We start from the raw sequence: 17,221 nt of genomic DNA, 5'->3' as shown, positions 1-17,221 counted from the left end.
TCTTTGACGCAGGCCGGGTAAATGACCGTTCGTCGGCGCCGGCATAACTTGTAGGTAATGTGTAAACCCGAAGAACCCAGTGCCAACGTCTACAGTCATACCGAGCACGACTATCTCAAGGAGCTTCCATGTCTCGTTTCATTCGCAGTGCAGCCATCATTACCCTCAGCGCCAGCGCCCTGGCCAGCCTGCCGGCCATGGCCGCCGATGCATTGCATTACAACCAGATCTCCCTGCGCGCCGAAGCCAGCCAGGAAGTGGCCCGCGACAAGATGATCGTCACCCTTTACACCGAATTGCAAAACGCCGACCCGGCCAAGCTCGCGGCCGAAATCACCACCACCCTGAACCAGGCCCTGGGCCAGGCCCGCGAAGTCAAAGGCGTGACCTTGCGCCAGGGCAGCCGCAACAGCTACCCGATCTACGACAGCAAGAACCAGAAGATCACCGGCTGGCGTGAACGCGCCGAGCTGCGCCTGGAAAGCGCGGACTTCCCGGCGCTGTCCAAGCTCACCGGCGAGCTGTTGAACACGTTGAAAATGGACAGCATGGACTTCGCCATCGCCGATGCCACGCGCAAGGCCAGCGAAGATGCGCTGCTCAAAGACGCCGTGGCTGCATTCAAGGCGCGCGCACAATTGGCGACCGATGCACTCGGTGGCAAGGGCTATAAGATCGTCAACCTGAACTTCAACACCAATGGCTACCCGATGCCCTACGCCCGCAATGGCGGCATGATGATGAAAGCCGCGATGGCCGATTCAGCACCGACGCCGGAAGTGGAAGCAGGTACCAGCCAGGTCAGCATGAGTGCCGATGGTGTGATCGAAGTTTTACAGTAACTTTTTAGACAGAACAAAGGCGCAGCCCCACGGGATTGCGCTTTTTTTGCGCGCACGCGCGCCGTCATATACGGCAGCACATCTCGTAGGAATCAAGTGTCCGGTTTTCACGACTCATTACTGCCATAGCTACCAGGGAGGGCTGTGCTGGCATTTATTCATACAATGAGAGCCGAATTCATGTCCCTATCACTCGATCCAACCCCCTCGTTATCGCTGCCACCCGTCGTCGCTACTGCGACATCCAACACTCAAGCTCAGGCGACGCCGGCATCGTCACCGCCCACGCCAAAGGCTGTCCAACCCGATGAAACAGCACTGCTCAAGGCCTACCTCGAGGCCGTACAACGCAAGGTGTTGCACGGCAATGCCGGGCTGATAACCGTGCCGCCCCAAAGCACTCTGGGCCAATGGCTCGGGCTGTATCGCATGCATGTGGAAAACGCCGTGGTACAGGGCTGGCTGCGCGAACAACACTTCGCCCCGGACACCTTGCTTTCAATCAACCCGTCTACAGGTACCTTGTCCGCCGAGATCGAGGGCAAAACGAAAACCTTCCATCTCTCGGATACATCAGGCTGGGGACAAATTTCAGGCCCCTTGCTGGAGACCGCAAAAGTTATCGCCCCTGGCAATAACGGTGATTTGCGTGTGAGGCTGGGTAAGGACTCCATACAGGTCAGTGCAAAAGTGGTGGCCAACTTTGAAGGCGTGTCCCTTCCCCAAACGCTGTCCCAGGCTCGAACACAAATAAGGTATCTGGAACATAAAGACAGCTTCGACCCTATCCCCGCCAATGACCGCCTGCGCCCTGCCAGCAGCCGCTCTTCACAAGCGCTGCAAGTGCAAAAACACAATGCCGCCAATTACTACAGCACCGCACCACAGGCGTTGGCTTACAAGCGTTTGGCGGTTGACGTCGCCAACAACCTGCCCAATACGCGGGCAGAGGCCAAAAAGTGGGCGGATGACCTGCTGCTCAAACTCACGGGCAAACCTATCGACTCCGACACCGTGTACCTGAACCGTTTCAAAGGTGGCGAAAGTGCAGACACGGCGACCGGCTGGGAACACACATTCCAAGAGCCCTGGTCTTCGCTGCGCCTGCCCGACGCCCTGCTGAAAAACTTCTCCGAGCACGATTGGGTGCCCGGCAACCTGGACCTGGAAGCGGGGCTGTATACCCAACCTGCTGGGCAAAGCGAAAAAGGCGGCTACGGCAAGCACAACCAGATCGACCTCAAACCGTCGCAAGTGATGCATGAAAGCTGGAAGACTGACTTCCAGAGCCAAATGACCCAGAAGATCGACAACTTCTGGAACTCTCATTCCGATAGCTACCAGACGGCGATCAAAGGCGAGTTCACCTTCCAGGCCCGCAAACAATTCAAGACAGCTCAAGCATGGCCTGCAGTTGAACGTGCGCTGCAAGCACCCGAACACCAATTCACTCGTGACGACTACAAGATGGTGATGGCAGCAGTACCCGACCTGCCCCTGGATGAAAATGCACCGATCAGCGTCGACCAACTCAAAGCCAAAACACCGATAAAAGCCCCTGTACAGGCGAATGCCTTGAGCATCCACGGTTTTACCTCCAGCGACATTGTGCGATTCAGCGCGGGCGACGGTGGCCGGCAAGTGCTTTACATCCCAGGCGCCGAGCCGGCGTTTCTCAGGTTCGACTCTGCGCAAAAGCTGGAACAATGGCTGATTGATCAGGCAAAAGATCCGAAAAAAAGTGAGGCCTTGGCGAGTCACTTCCCGATGATTTATCGCCAGGACCAAACCGCCGGTTTTGCCGCCAGAGCGGCGAAAGTACTTATGCCCCTCCTGTGGTTCACCCACGTAGGCGAAACGAAAGATGGCTTGGATACACACCTGAAGAAAATGGCCAGCGGCGAACTGAAGGGACCGGCAATCGATGCAAGCCACTCGAAAATTACCGGCGACTTATTTACTACCCTGGCGACCACCACCCAGGAGCGCATGAAAAGCGATGCTGACGTGGTCATCAAGTCAAACAGCGAAGAGACTCGAGACACCTGGCTCAACGACATTACCGTGGCGGCTGGCTTATTGGCCAAACTTGCGCCGATTGCCGCACCCGTGGCCGCGGTAGCCGTCGTGACAGGATTGACCGAATTGGCGCTGGGCGCAGAAAAAACCTCGTCTGGCGACACAGTGCAAGAGCGTGACGAGGGTGCCTCCAAGGCGTTCGATGGCTTACTGAACACACTCTTCTCGATCGGAGCCAGCTCAGTCCCCGAAGACCCTTTTGCATTGCCTCCCGAAAAAGAATTACCACTGGGTGAACCGATTACCCCAACCCCCGCCAATGAAGTCGCGGAACCACAACCGGGACCGTCCGGGGGTACGCGCGCTGGCAAACCTGCTCCACAGCCCCTGCCTGACTCCCGGTCACTCATCCCGCTGGCCAAATATGCGGTCCCTGAGGGTGAGGCATTGATAAAAAATGCCACCCGAGATGCACTGGGGGTTTATCGAATGACTGACGACACCGGGGCGTTCCGCCAATTCGTACGCCTTACTGATGAAACAGGGACGAGCAAGGTCTTTGAAATATCCGGGCGCTACAGGACCGGCGACTCATTTGCCAAAATTATTGACCCGGATACTCGCGCAGGGCTGACGGTAATAACACCCGGGCGCGATGGCGAATGGGCTCGCGCGCCCGGCGACGGTGCTGGGTTGTTTGCATGGCTACGTCGTCCAGTTTCGCCAACGCCGAGTGATGACCTGAAGTCCCCACCCACTTTTGCCGATGAATTTGTCGATATCGATGGAAAAAAAATAGCCGGTGCCGAACAGTTCGATGAAATCTTGAAGAACAAAGCGGGAACCAACTACGAGTTCTCTTTCAGTCACATCGAGGAAGAAGGAATAATTAAAAAAAAGCTCATCACCTCGTGGACCCTTGAAGAACCGAATTTTACCTTGTTGCCGGAAGAGATAGCACACACCACGGAATACGGTGCCAGCGAGTATTCGCCCGCCTTCGTCAAGGATATCGATCGTAATCCTTACACTGTCACCACTACCGAAAACGCCTTGTCAGTGACTACTGAGCTGAACGCAACAGCAGACACGACGGCGGGTGCCAAGCAAGCAAGGATTGCGCAGTTCGAAGCGGCAATTCCCAATGCCGATCTGCGGGCTCGCATCTCCGAAGTGGCTCATCAAGGCTCTGCCGGGCCCGCTATCGTTGACCTACACGAACTTGACCTGAACAAAGAAGAGGTGACTCTGCAGAAGGGCTATTTTTTTAAGGCTGACAATACCCAGTTTCAGATTGAATACGATCCCTCGAACAACCTGGCCAAGGTCCATATGACTTCTGAAGGACACTTCTCTAACGCCGATAAAAATATCCAAAATGCTCCGGGTGTAAAGTTAACAATCAACAGGACCTTCACGATACGGGAGAGTAACGAGTTGGACGGTGCCTATGCGATCGATAAAGATGCTCCTACCAAGGTCGAGGTCACCTACATAGTAAATGCATAAACCGGCTAATGGCCCCTTACCTGAAACACCTGAACGGCGGTAACCTCGGTAACCGCCGTTTTTGTTTGGGCAGCCTAATATGCTTGCCATTTCAGGGGTCTCCATGGAAAGAATCGCCTTCAAACCACTATTGATCGCCGCAAGCCTGCTGGCCTGTATGCCCATGGCCCAGGCCACCACCACCCTGGTCTATTGCTCCGAAGCCAGTCCCGCCGGCTTCGACCCCAGCCAATACACCAGCGGCACCGATTTTGATGCCTCCGCCGAAACCGTGTTCAACCGCCTGACCCAGTTCAAGCGTGGCGGCACCGAGGTAGAACCTGGTCTGGCGACAAGCTGGGATGTATCGAAGGACGGCCTGACGTACACCTTCCACCTGCGTGACGGGGTCAAGTTCCACACCACCGACTACTTCATCCCGACCCGCAATTTCAACGCCGATGACGTGCTGTTCACCTTCAATCGCTTGCTCGATGCCGACAGCCCGTTTCGCAAGGCCTACCCGTCCGAATCGCCCTACTTCACCGACATGGGTTTGAACACCACGATCAAAAGCGTCGAAAAACTCGACGAGCACACTGTGCGGTTCAACTTGAACACTGTCGATGCTTCGTTCGTGCAAAACCTGGCCATGAGCTTTGCCTCTGTTCAATCGGCCGAATACGCCGCCCAGTTGTTGAAACAAGGCAAGGCCGAGCAGATCAACCAGCAACCGGTCGGTACCGGGCCGTTTGTGTTCAAGCGTTATCAGAAGGACTCGCAGATCCGTTATGTGGCCAATAAACAGTATTGGAAACCCGAGGATGTGAAGCTCGACAACCTGATATTCGCCATCACCCCGGACGCCGCCGCGCGCCTGCAGAAACTCAAGGCAGGCGAATGCCAGGTCAGCGGTTACCCGCGCCCTGCCGATATCGAAATGATGAAGCAAGACCCCAACCTGCGCGTATTGCAACAAGCAGGCTTCAACCTGGGCTTCCTGGCCTATAACGTGACTCACCCGCCGCTGGATCAACTCAAGGTTCGTCAGGCCCTGGACATGGCCATCGACAAGCCCGCCATCATCAAGGCCGTTTACCAGGGCGCCGGACAATTGGCGCAGAACGCACTGCCTCCCGCGCAGTGGTCTTATGACCCCACGATACACGATGCGCCCTACGACCCGACCAAGGCCCGGTTGCTACTAAAAGAAGCAGGGGTTGCACCAGGTACCACCATTAACCTGTGGGCGATGACCGTACAACGCGCCTCGAATCCTAATGCACGGATGTCCGCGCAGATGATTCAACAGGATTGGGCCAAGGTCGGTATCAAGGCCAACATCGTCAGCTATGAGTGGGGCGAGTACATCAAGCGCGCCAAAAACGGCGAGCACGATGCAATGATTTATGGCTGGACCGGCGACAACGGCGACCCCGATAACTGGCTAGGCGTGCTCTACAGTTGTGCCGCGGTCAAGGGCAGCAACTATGCCAAATGGTGTAACCCGGCCTACGACAAGTTGGTGCAACAAGCCAAGGTCAGCAGCGACCGCGAGCAGCGCATCAAGTGGTATCAACAGGCCCAGAAAATCCTTAAGGAACAAGTACCTATAACGCCCATTGCAAACTCGACGGTTTTCCAGCCTATGCGCAAGCAAGTGCAGGATTTCAAGATCAGTCCGTTTGGACTGACGCCCTTCTACGGCGTGGGTCTAGATAAGTAACATCAATGCCCCAACCGAGTGCGCTAGACGCCTCGGATGGGCATTTTTGGTGCGCCATTTGCACCGAAAAAACCCTCCAAATAAGCACTTTTGTGTCGAAACTTTCATAATTGCGACATTCCTGTACGTTCGTACCACAGTTTTCCCTTTGCAACCGCTCTGCATCTTGCATTGGGTATGGCGCCTGCATAAGTATCCGCAGGCCGACTCACGAGGTCGCCCTCACCACCAAAAATGACAACAAATCATGAGGCCAACATGCTTAAACACGCAGTCCTTCCGTTATTAGTGAGCGCTGGCCTTATGGCCGCTGCCCCCGTAGCCCTTGCGGCAACTAACCTGGTGTTCTGCTCCGAAGGGAGCCCGGCCGGTTTCGACCCAGGCCAGTACACCACCGGAACAGACTTCGATGCCTCGGCCGAAACCATGTTCAACCGCCTGAGCCAGTTCGAACGTGGCGGCACCGCCGTCGTTCCTGGCCTGGCCACCAGCTGGGACGTTTCCCCGGATGGCCTGACGTACACCTTCCACCTTCGCGAAGGCGTCAAGTTCCATACCACCCCGTACTTCAAGCCTACTCGTGAATTTTCGGCTGACGACGTACTGTTCACCTTCAACCGAATGATCAATAAAGACGATCCGTTCCGTAAGGCCTACCCTACCGAGTTCCCGTACTTCTCGGACATGGAGATGGACAAGAACATCAAGAACATCGAGAAAGTCGATGACCACACCGTCAAGTTCACCCTTGGCACCGTGGACGCGGCGTTTATCCAGAACCTCGCGATGAGCTTTGCATCGATCCAGTCGGCCGAATATGCCGCCCAACTGTTGAAGGAAGGCAAGGCCGCCGACATCAACCAGAAGCCGATCGGCACTGGCCCGTTCGTGTTCAAGAGCTACCAGAAAGACTCCAACATTCGCTTCACCGGCAACAAGGAATACTGGAAGCCTGAAGACGTCAAGATCGATAACCTGATCTTCGCAATCTCCACGGACCCTTCAGTACGCATCCAGAAACTGAAAAAGAACGAGTGCCAGATCACAGCCTATCCTCGCCCGGCCGATATCAAGCCGCTGGAAGCGGACAAGGACATGAAGATGCCGCACCAGGCCGGCTTCAACCTGGGCTACATCGCCTACAACGTGATGCCTGTGCTCAAGGGCCAGACGACGCCAAACCCGCTGGCTGACCTGCGGGTTCGCCAGGCTTTGGACATGTCGGTGAACAAGCAGCAGATCATCGACTCCGTGTACCAGGGCGCTGGGCAATTGGCCGTCAATGCCATGCCACCCACCCAATGGTCGTACGACACTACGATCAAGGACGCCAAGTACGACCCTGCCAAAGCCAAGGAACTGCTCAAGGAGGCTGGCATAAAGGAAGGCACCGAGATCACTCTTTGGGCCATGCCGGTTCAGCGTCCGTACAACCCGAACGCCAAGCTGATGGCCGAGATGCTGCAGAGCGACTGGAAACAGATCGGCCTGAAGGTCAACATCGTCAGCTACGAGTGGGGCGAGTACATCAAGCGTTCCAAAGGTGGCGAGAACCAGGCGATGATCATCGGCTGGAGCGGTGACAATGGTGACCCTGACAACTGGCTGGGCACCCTGTTTTCGTCCCCGGCGTTGAACGGTAACAACTTCTCCAAGTTCGTTAATAAACAGTATGACGACCTGACCAGCCAGGCCAAATCGACCACGGATGTCGCCAAGCGCACCGAACTGTACAAACAGGCGCAACAGCTGCTTAAACGCGAATTGCCTTACACACCTATCGCGCACTCGACGGTGTATCAACCCATGCGTAATACCGTGCAGGACTTCAAGATCAGCCCGTTTGGCTTGAATTCCTTCTACGGCGTTAGCGTCAGCGGCAAGTAAGGACCAATAACGGCGACGTTTCATAACGTCGCCGTTATTCCATCCGCCTGGACCTTAGGAAACAGACTACGTTTGCAAGCGTTGCCGTCTTACAGCAATGAACTGCGACCCGTGCCTCCGTTGCCTACAAGGTCAGTCAGAATTGACGCATTTACTGCAAGGTCAACGCCCCATAAGGTCGTAGGACAGCAGAGGCATCACTCTGGGAAGGGCACTTGCTGTGTGTGGGATCAGTGAGGTCTGCCTGGCTGCACGCCAGCAGGTAGGCTCGCTGTTGATAACTACAAACAAGGACCGGGATCGTCATGCGCCATACCACCGTTGTATCCGCTCTGTTTGCCACCAGCCTGCTGGCCATGGCCACCATGGGCCAAGCCGCCGAGAAAAAGAGCCTGGTGTTCTGCTCCGAAGGCAGCCCGGCAGGATTTGACACTGCGCAATACACCACCGCTACCGACAACGATGCGGCGGAGCCTTTGTATAACCGTTTGGTGGAGTTCGAAAAAGGCGCGACCGACGTCGTCCCTGGGCTGGCAACCAAGTGGGATATTTCCCCTGATGGCCTGACCTACACCTTCCACCTGCGTGAAGGGGTGAAGTTCCACAGCAACAAGGAATTCAAGCCGACGCGAGACTTCAACGCCGACGACGTGCTGTTCACCTTCAATCGCATGCTTGACCCCGAACACCCGTTCCGTAAGGCCTACCCCACCGAGTTTCCGTACTTCAACGGGATGAGCCTGAACAAGAACATCGCCAAGGTCGAGAAAACCGACCCGTACACCGTGGTGATGACCCTGAACACGGTCGACGCCGCGTTCGTGCAGAATATCGCCATGAGCTTTGCCGCGATCCTTTCGGCGGAATACGCCGAGCAGTTGCTCAAGCAAGGCCGGCCCAGCGACATCAACCAGAAGCCGATCGGCACTGGCCCCTTCGTGTTCCAGCGTTACCAGAAAGACTCGCAGATCCGCTACGTGGGCAACAAACAGTACTGGGACCCGAGCCGCGTCAAGCTGGACCAACTGATCTTCGCCATCAACACCGACGCCTCGGTGCGCGTGCAGAAGCTCAAGGCCGGCGAATGCCAGGTGACCCTGCATCCACGCCCCGCCGACGTCGAAGCCCTCAAGACCGACCCGAACCTGCAACTGCTGACCAAACCGGGCTTCAACCTGGGCTATATCTCCTACAACGTACGCCACAAGCCGTTCGATCAGTTGGAAGTACGCCAGGCGCTGGATATGGCGGTGAACAAGCAGAGCATCCTCAATGCTGTGTACCAGGGCGCCGGGCAACTGGCGGTCAACGCCATGCCACCCACGCAGTGGTCCTACGACGACAGCATCAAGGACGCCGCCTACGACCCGGAAAAAGCCAAGCAGTTGCTCAAGGCCGCTGGCGTCAAGGAAGGCACCGAGATCACCCTGTGGGCCATGCCGGTGCAACGCCCGTACAACCCCAACGCCAAGCTGATGGCGGAAATGCTGCAGAACGACTGGGCCAAGATCGGTCTCAAGGTCAAGATCGTCAGCTATGAATGGGGCGAGTACATCAAACGCACCAAGAACGGTGAGCACGATGTCAGCCTGATCGGCTGGACCGGCGACAACGGTGACCCGGACAACTGGCTCGGCACCCTCTACAGCTGCGACGCCATCGGCGGGAACAACTACTCCATGTGGTGCGACCCGGCGTACGACAAGCTGATCAAGCAAGCCAAGGTCGTGACCGACCGTGAACAAAGGACTGTTCTGTACAAACAGGCGCAGCAACTGCTCAAGCAGCAGGTGCCGATCACGCCAGTCGCCCACTCGACGGTCAACCAGCCGTTAAGCGCCAAAGTCGAAGGCTTCAAGGTAAGCCCCTTCGGTCGCAACGTGTTCTCGGGCGTCAGCATCAACCCATAAGAAAATAACCGGATGGCGGGGAGCGAAATCAGCTCCCCGGCAAACGTGCAGGCTTTTGTTGGGAATTTTCCTACGCCAAACGTTTGCAATAGCTTGAACAAGTTCCACACCCAATAGCCGGATCACCCAAAAAGACCGGCATTAAAAAAGAGAACCAAAGGAGCTTCACCCATGAAACTGAGCAGCAAAGCGCTTCTGGCCTTGGCCATCAGCAGCATCACGGCCACCGCCTACGCTGAAACGCAAAGCCAGGACTTCGTTCCTACCACCCTGGCCGGCACCAGCGCCCAAAGCGAGGCCAAAGGCTTTATCGAAGATTTCAGCCTGGGCGGCACCACGCGTAACTGGTACTCCCATGAAAGCAAATACCGCGGGGGCACCTTCTCGTACCAGAAACACGGCCAGACCCTGACCGATCGCAACCGTACCAACTGGGTCCAAGGCACCATCCTCAACGCCAGCTCGGGTTTCACCCAGGGCACCGTTGGGGTCAAGACTGAAGTGGCGGTGTACAACGCCCTGGTACTGGACCGCAGCAAGCGTGATATCAAAGGCGGCTCCAACCGTACCCTGGCCGACTCCAACGGTGACGCCGTAGACCAGTGGAGCAAACTGGGCCTGGCCAACGTGCAATTCCGTGTGTCCAACACCACACTGACCGCCGGTCGCCAGAACTTCAGCAGCGGCATCGTCGACACCATCGGCAACCGTGCTCTGCCTTCGAGCTTCCAGGGCGTGAGCTTCAACAGCGAAGAGTTCAGCAACCTGTCGTTCCAGGGCGGCGTGTTCGACCGCGTTTCCCCACGTAGCGAGCAGAGCCTGTCGAAATTCCGTACCGAATACGGCAATGGCGCAGAAACCGACAAAGTGTCGACCCTGGGTGTGAACTACCAGCCGCTGAAAAGCCTGAAGACCAGCTTCTTCGCCGCTAACGTGAAGGACTTCTGGAACCAGTACTACTTCGGCGCCACCCACGAGCTGGGCGACGCGCAGCAGTTGGGCCTGACCACCGGCTTCAACTACTACAAGACTGTCGATGAAGGCAAAAAAGAGATGGGGGAAATCGACAACGATACCTTCTCCCTCTCCCTGGGCCTGACTCACCAGGCACACAGCCTGACCTTTGGCTACCAGCAAGTGAACGGTAACGAGTACTTCGACTACCTGCACGAAACCAACGGTATCTACCTGGCCAACTCCCTGACGTCTGACTTCAACGGCCCGAACGAGAAATCCTTCCAGATCGCCTATGCCATCAACATGGCTGAATACGGCGTACCTGGCCTTAAGTTCAACGCCTACTCGGCACGCGGCTGGGGCATCGATGGTACCCACTACACCGGCAACAATGGCCGGGCCAAGTTTGCCTATGACGGCATCCAGTCCCAGGACGGCGAGAAGCACCAGGAATACGGTGTAGGCGCCTCTTACGCGCTGCAGAGCGGCCCGCTCAAAGCCACCACCGTGCGCGCAACCTATGTTGAGCACCGTGGCAGCGAGTTCCAGTCCGACGGCAGCATCAAAGAGTTCCGTCTGGTTACCACCATCCCGTTCAACATCCTTTAATTAGTGCCAGGCAGGCGGCGAGCTCAGGACGAGCTTGCCGCCTACGCTTTTCTGGTTCCATCGATTGCAGAGGGCTCTGAATGAAAATGCTCCCACTACAAGCCGCCATGGCCGCTGCGCTGTTGAGCGTGGCGATCGGCGTTTCGGCCAAACCGCTGGTGGTCTGCACCGAAGCCAGCCCGGAAGGTTTCGACCCGGTCCTGTACACCACTGCCGTGACCGCTGACGCCGCCGCTGAAACCATGTTCAACCGCCTGGTGGACTTCAAGCCCGGCACCACAGAAGTGGTGCCTGCCCTGGCCAAAGACCTGCCGGAAATCAGCGCCGATGGCCTGACCTACACCTTCCACCTGCGTGACGACATCAAGTTCCACACCACCGACTATTTCAAACCCACGCGCAACCTGAATGCCGATGATGTGCTTTGGAGCTTCCAGCGCCAGCTGGACCCGAATCACCCTTGGCATAAAAAGTCCAACGTGGGCTATCCGTACTTCGAAAGCATGGGCTTTAAAGAACTGCTCAAGAGCGTAGAGAAAACCGACGATCACACCGTCGTCTTTACCCTGACCCGTCCTGAAGCCCCGTTCCTGGCCGACCTGGCCATGGCGTTTTCCTCGATTCACTCCGCCGAATATGCCGACCAGTTGCTCAAGTCCGGCAAGACCGATGACCTGAACGCCAAGCCCATCGGCACCGGGCCGTTCATCTTCAACCGCTACGCAAAAGATGCCCAGGTGCGTTTCAAGGCCAACCCGGAGTACTTCCGTGGCAAGCCGCCGGCCGACCCGCTTATTCTGGCAATCACCACCGATAGCAATGTGCGCCTGCAAAAGCTCAAGGCCAACGAATGCCAGATCGCGCTGTATCCCAAGCCCGATGATGTACCCAGCGCCAAGGCTGATCCCAACCTGAAAGTGGCGGAACTAGCGGCGATGACCACCAGCTACACCGCCATGAATACCACCCACAAGTACATGAGCGATGCGCGGGTACGTCACGCGATCAATATTGCCTTCGATAAAAAGGGCTACAACGAATCGCTGTACGGCAAAGGCAACGCCGTCGATGCCACCGGGCCGTACCCGCCGACGCTGCTGGGCTTCAGTGACAAGCTGAAAAACCCAGTTCGCGACTTGGACAAGGCGCGCGCCCTGCTCAAGGAAGCCGGCGTACCGGAAGGCACCGAGTTCACCCTGTTTACCCGTAACGGCGGCGGCCCGACCAACCCCAACCCGATGCTCGGCGCCCAGCGCATGCAGGCGGATCTGGCCCAGATTGGCCTGAAGGTCAATATCAAGGTCATGGAGTGGGGCGAAATGCTCAAGCGCGCTAAAGCCGGCGAACACGACATGGTTTCTGCAGGCTGGGCCGGGGATAACGGCGACCCGGATAACTTCCTCACCCCTAACCTGAGTTGCGACGCAGCGAAAAACGGCGAAAACTACGCCCGCTGGTGTAACAAAGAGTTTCAAGACTTGATCGACAAGGCCCGCGCCGACGCTGAACCCGCCGAACGCGCTGCACTCTATGAACAAGCTTTGGCCGTTTTCGAGAAGGACCAACCGTGGATCCCCATGGCCTACCCGAAAATGTTTACCGCCATGCGCAAGAACGTCGAGGGTTATACCCAAAGCCCTCTGACTACCAATAACTTCGCCACCACCCAGGTGAAGTAAATAAGAAAAACGCTCGGCACCGTCGACATTGACGGTGCCGGACCTGCCTAACCGGCTGATTGAGGTACACACCAAGATGTTTAGTTTTATTGCCCGCCGATTGGGGTTATTGATCCCCACGTTCTTCGGCATCACGTTGCTGACCTTTGCGTTGATTCGCATGATTCCAGGCGACCCCGTAGAAGTCATGATGGGCGAGCGACGGGTTGACCCCGAAATGCACGCCCAGGCAATGGAGCGCCTTGGCCTTAACAAGCCGCTGTATGCGCAATACCTGGATTACGTCGGCAAGCTCGCCCAGGGCGACCTTGGCGAATCGTTGCGCACTCGCACCAGCGTGTGGACCGAGTTCACCGCCCTCTTCCCCGCGACCCTGGAACTGTCCATGGCCGCGCTGTTGTTCGCCGGTATTCTGGGCCTGTTGGCCGGGGTGATCGCGGCACTCAAACGAGGATCCCTGTTCGACCACGGGGTGATGGGCATCTCCCTGGCGGGATATTCGATGCCGATCTTCTGGTGGGGCCTGATCCTGATCATGTTCTTCTCGGTGAGCCTGGGCTGGACCCCGGTGTCCGGGCGTATCGACCTGCTCTACGACATCGAGCCACGCACCGGCTTCATGCTGATCGACACCCTGCTGGCCGACGAGCCGGACGCGTTCTGGGATGCGTTGCACCACCTGATCCTGCCAGCCATCGTACTCGGCACCATCCCGCTGGCGGTGATCGCGCGCATGACCCGTTCGTCGATGCTCGAAGTGCTGCGTGAGGACTACATCCGTACCGCCAAGGCCAAGGGCCTGTCGCCGGCGCGCGTGGTGTTCGTGCACGGCCTGCGTAACGCGCTGATCCCGGTGCTCACTGTGGTCGGCCTGCAAGTCGGCACGCTGCTGGCCGGTGCGGTACTGACCGAAACCATCTTCTCGTGGCCCGGCATCGGCAAATGGCTGATCGAAGCCATTGGCGCGCGGGACTACCCGGTGGTGCAAAACGGCATTCTGCTGATCGCCTGCCTGGTGATCCTGGTGAACTTCGTGGTGGATATCCTCTACGGCTTCGCCAACCCACGCATCCGTCACCAGCGCTGAGATCATGACCATGACCACACCTACTCAAGTGTCAGCAGTCGATCAGAGCCTGCTGTACCCGTCCCCGTACAAAGAATTCTGGCAAGCCTTCTCCAAGAACAAAGGCGCGGTTGCCGGCCTGCTGTTCATGTTGCTGATCGTGTTCTGCGCGATCTTCGCCCCGTGGGTTGCGCCGCATAACCCCAGCGAGCAATACCGAGACTTCCTGCTCACGCCACCGGCCTGGCTGGAAGGCGGGCAGATGCAGTTCCTGCTGGGCACCGACGAACTGGGCCGTGACTTGCTCTCGCGCCTGATCCAGGGCTCGCGCCTGTCGTTGCTGATCGGTTTATCGTCGGTGGTGATGTCGCTGATCCCGGGCATCCTGCTGGGCCTGTTCGCTGGGTTCTTCCCGCGCTTGCTCGGCCCGACCATCATGCGCTTGATGGACATCATGCTGGCCCTGCCATCGCTGCTGCTGGCCGTGGCGATTGTGGCCATCCTCGGCCCTGGCCTGATCAACACCGTGATCGCCATCGCCATCGTGTCGTTGCCATCCTATGTGCGCCTGACCCGCGCCGCCGTGATGGGCGAACTGAACCGCGACTACGTGACTGCCGCCCGCCTCGCCGGCGCCGGCCTGCCACGCCTGATGTTCATCACCGTGCTGCCTAACTGCATGGCGCCGCTGATCGTACAAGCGACCTTGAGCTTTTCCTCGGCGATTCTCGATGCCGCGGCCCTGGGCTTCCTCGGCCTTGGCGTACAACCGCCAACCCCTGAGTGGGGCACCATGCTGGCTTCGGCCCGCGACTACATCGAACGCGCCTGGTGGGTGGTGAGCCTGCCTGGCTTGACCATTTTGCTCAGCGTGCTGGCAATCAACTTGATGGGTGACGGCCTGCGCGACGCGCTGGACCCGAAACTCAAGAACGCCGCCTGAGGAGATTCCCATGTCACTGTTAGAAATCAAGAATCTCAACGTGCGCTTCGGCGACAAGACCGCCGTGCCGGTAGTCGATGGCCTCGACATTTCCGTCGACAAGGGCGAAGTCCTGGCAATCGTTGGCGAGTCGGGCTCGGGTAAATCCGTGACCATGATGGCGCTGATGGGCCTGATCGAGCACCCCGGCATCGTCACCGCCGATGCGCTGAACTTCGACGGCAAGGACATGCTCAAGTTGAGCAACCGCCAGCGCCGCCAGATCGTCGGCAAAGACCTGGCGATGGTGTTCCAGGATCCGATGACCGCGCTGAACCCCAGCTACACCGTGGGTTTCCAGATCGAAGAAGTGCTGCGCCTGCATTTGAAAATGTCCGGCAAACAAGCACGCAAACGCGCCATCGAGCTGCTGGAAAAGGTCGAGATCCCAGGCGCTGCCAGCCGTATGGATGCCTACCCGCACCAATTGTCCGGTGGTATGAGCCAACGCGTGGCAATCGCCATGGCGATTGCCGGCGAACCGAAACTGCTGATCGCCGATGAACCGACCACTGCGTTGGACGTGACCATCCAGGCGCAGATCATGGAGCTGCTGTTGGCCCTGCAAAAAGAGCAGAACATGGGCCTGGTGCTGATCACTCACGACCTCGCGGTAGTGGCTGAGACTGCCCAGCGCGTGTGCGTAATGTACGCCGGCCAGGCCGTGGAAGTCGGCCAGGTGCCGCAGTTGTTCGACATTCCGGCACACCCGTACAGCGAAGCGTTGCTCAAGGCGATTCCCGAGCACAGCCTGGGTGCCACGCGCCTGGCCACGCTGCCGGGCATCGTGCCGGGCCGCTATGACCGTCCGCAGGGTTGCCTGCTGTCGCCGCGCTGCCCGTATGTGCAGGACTCCTGCCGCGCCCAGCGGCCGGGCCTCGATCCGAAAAGCAACAGCCTTGCCCGCTGCTTCTACCCGTTGAACCAGGAGGTGGCGTAATGGCCGTCGTACTTACCGCCCGCGACCTCACCCGTCACTACGAAGTGTCCCGTGGCCTCTTCAAAGGCCACGCCACCGTGCGTGCTCTTAATGGTGTGTCTTTTGAGCTGGAAGCCGGCAAGACCCTCGCCGTGGTAGGCGAGTCGGGCTGTGGCAAATCCACCCTGGCCCGCGCCCTGACGCTGATTGAAGAGCCCTCGTCGGGCTCGTTGAAAATCGCCGGGCAAGAAGTGGCCGGCGCCAACAAGGCTCAGCGCAAGCAATTGCGCAAAGACGTGCAGATGGTGTTCCAGAGCCCCTATGCCTCGTTGAACCCACGCCAGAAAGTCGGTGATCAACTGGCGGAGCCGTTGCTGATCAACACCCACCTGTCCGCTGCCGAGCGCCGCGAAAAAGTGCAGGCGATGATGAAGCAAGTGGGCCTGCGCCCTGAGCATTATCAGCGCTACCCGCACATGTTCTCCGGTGGTCAGCGCCAGCGTATCGCCCTGGCTCGCGCAATGATGCTGCAACCCAAGGTGCTGGTGGCGGACGAACCGACCTCGGCGCTGGACGTGTCGATCCAGGCACAGGTGCTTAACCTGTTCATGGATTTGCAGCAGGAATTCAACACCGCCTACGTGTTCATTTCCCACAACCTGGCGGTGGTACAGCACGTAGCTGACGATGTGATGGTGATGTACCTCGGCCGCCCGGTTGAGGTGGGCCCCAAGGAAGACATCTACGCACGCCCGCTGCACCCTTACACCCAGGCGCTGCTGTCGGCCACGCCGACCATTCACCCGGACCCGAGCAAGCCAAAGATCAAGATCGTCGGCGAACTGCCCAACCCACTGAACCCGCCGCCGGGTTGCGCGTTCCACAAGCGCTGCCCGTATGCGACCGAGCGCTGCAGCAGTGAGGAGCCGCTGTTGCGGCCGTTGGATAACCGGCAGGTGGCTTGTCACTACGCGGAGCAATTCGTGGCCTGAAGCAACATTGTTTCCCACTGTGGGAGATTCTATGGTTGAGGGGCAACCCTCAACCAACTTTTGGCTGATATTCGCTTTGCCCTTTCAGCAGAGCGAACACCACCCTAGCAAGCTTGCGGGCCAGTATTACCAGCGCCTGTGTGGT

At 58.0% G+C, this 17,221-nt stretch carries 11 protein-coding genes; all 11 read left to right on the top strand.

Translation table 11 applies throughout. The features are described from left to right. The first annotated feature begins 128 nt into the window (after nucleotides 1–128). The 11 genes from JMV15_RS00055 (at nucleotide 129) to JMV15_RS00005 (ending at nucleotide 17,076) form a co-directional block, all read left to right on the top strand. The gene (locus JMV15_RS00055) at nucleotides 129–842 is read left to right on the top strand and encodes an SIMPL domain-containing protein (protein ID WP_038448909.1); all 714 of its coding nucleotides are present in this window, start codon (nucleotides 129–131) and stop codon (nucleotides 840–842) included. A 180-nt stretch (nucleotides 843–1,022) separates the two neighbouring features. Further along, the gene (locus tag JMV15_RS00050; protein WP_038448907.1) at nucleotides 1,023–4,370 is read left to right on the top strand and encodes a dermonecrotic toxin domain-containing protein; all 3,348 of its coding nucleotides are present in this window, start codon (nucleotides 1,023–1,025) and stop codon (nucleotides 4,368–4,370) included. A gap of 103 nt (nucleotides 4,371–4,473) precedes the next feature. After that, a complete protein-coding gene (locus JMV15_RS00045; protein WP_038448905.1) occupies nucleotides 4,474–6,075 on the top strand; it encodes an ABC transporter substrate-binding protein in 1,602 nt (533 codons plus the stop codon). A gap of 258 nt (nucleotides 6,076–6,333) precedes the next feature. Continuing rightward, entirely contained in the window at nucleotides 6,334–7,962 is a 1,629-nt protein-coding gene (locus tag JMV15_RS00040) for an ABC transporter substrate-binding protein (protein ID WP_201491214.1), read from the top strand. Between the two features lie 356 nt (nucleotides 7,963–8,318). Then, nucleotides 8,319–9,872, top strand: a complete 1,554-nt coding sequence (locus JMV15_RS00035; protein WP_370694796.1) for an ABC transporter substrate-binding protein — start codon at nucleotides 8,319–8,321, stop codon at nucleotides 9,870–9,872. Nucleotides 9,873–10,043: 171 nt separating this feature from the next. Next, the gene (locus JMV15_RS00030; protein ID WP_014716898.1) at nucleotides 10,044–11,438 is read left to right on the top strand and encodes an OprD family outer membrane porin; all 1,395 of its coding nucleotides are present in this window, start codon (nucleotides 10,044–10,046) and stop codon (nucleotides 11,436–11,438) included. 80 nt (nucleotides 11,439–11,518) lie between these two features. Next, nucleotides 11,519–13,117 carry an ABC transporter substrate-binding protein gene (locus tag JMV15_RS00025; protein ID WP_014716897.1) on the top strand — a complete coding sequence of 533 codons (1,599 nt, stop codon included), beginning with the start codon at nucleotides 11,519–11,521 and terminating at the stop codon, nucleotides 13,115–13,117. Nucleotides 13,118–13,193: 76 nt separating this feature from the next. Then, nucleotides 13,194–14,204 (top strand): ABC transporter permease subunit, encoded by a 1,011-nt coding sequence (locus JMV15_RS00020; protein WP_003171721.1) that lies wholly within the window; start codon nucleotides 13,194–13,196, stop codon nucleotides 14,202–14,204. 10 nt (nucleotides 14,205–14,214) lie between these two features. Further along, entirely contained in the window at nucleotides 14,215–15,126 is a 912-nt protein-coding gene (locus JMV15_RS00015; protein WP_003188486.1) for an ABC transporter permease subunit, read from the top strand. A 10-nt stretch (nucleotides 15,127–15,136) separates the two neighbouring features. After that, complete coding sequence (locus JMV15_RS00010) at nucleotides 15,137–16,105, top strand: ABC transporter ATP-binding protein (RefSeq protein WP_014716896.1); 969 nt, start codon at nucleotides 15,137–15,139, stop codon at nucleotides 16,103–16,105. Further along, nucleotides 16,105–17,076: a peptide ABC transporter ATP-binding protein gene (locus tag JMV15_RS00005; protein WP_014716895.1), complete on the top strand. Its 972-nt coding sequence runs from the start codon at nucleotides 16,105–16,107 to the stop codon at nucleotides 17,074–17,076. Before JMV15_RS00010 ends, JMV15_RS00005 begins: the two co-directional genes overlap by 1 nt. Nucleotides 17,077–17,221 lie beyond the last annotated feature (145 nt).

The organism is Pseudomonas paracarnis, assembly GCF_904063055.1.
Classification (GTDB): domain Bacteria; phylum Pseudomonadota; class Gammaproteobacteria; order Pseudomonadales; family Pseudomonadaceae; genus Aquipseudomonas; species Aquipseudomonas paracarnis.
The sequence above is the reverse complement of the archived record's forward strand: the minus strand, read 5'-3'. Positions and strand labels throughout refer to the sequence as shown.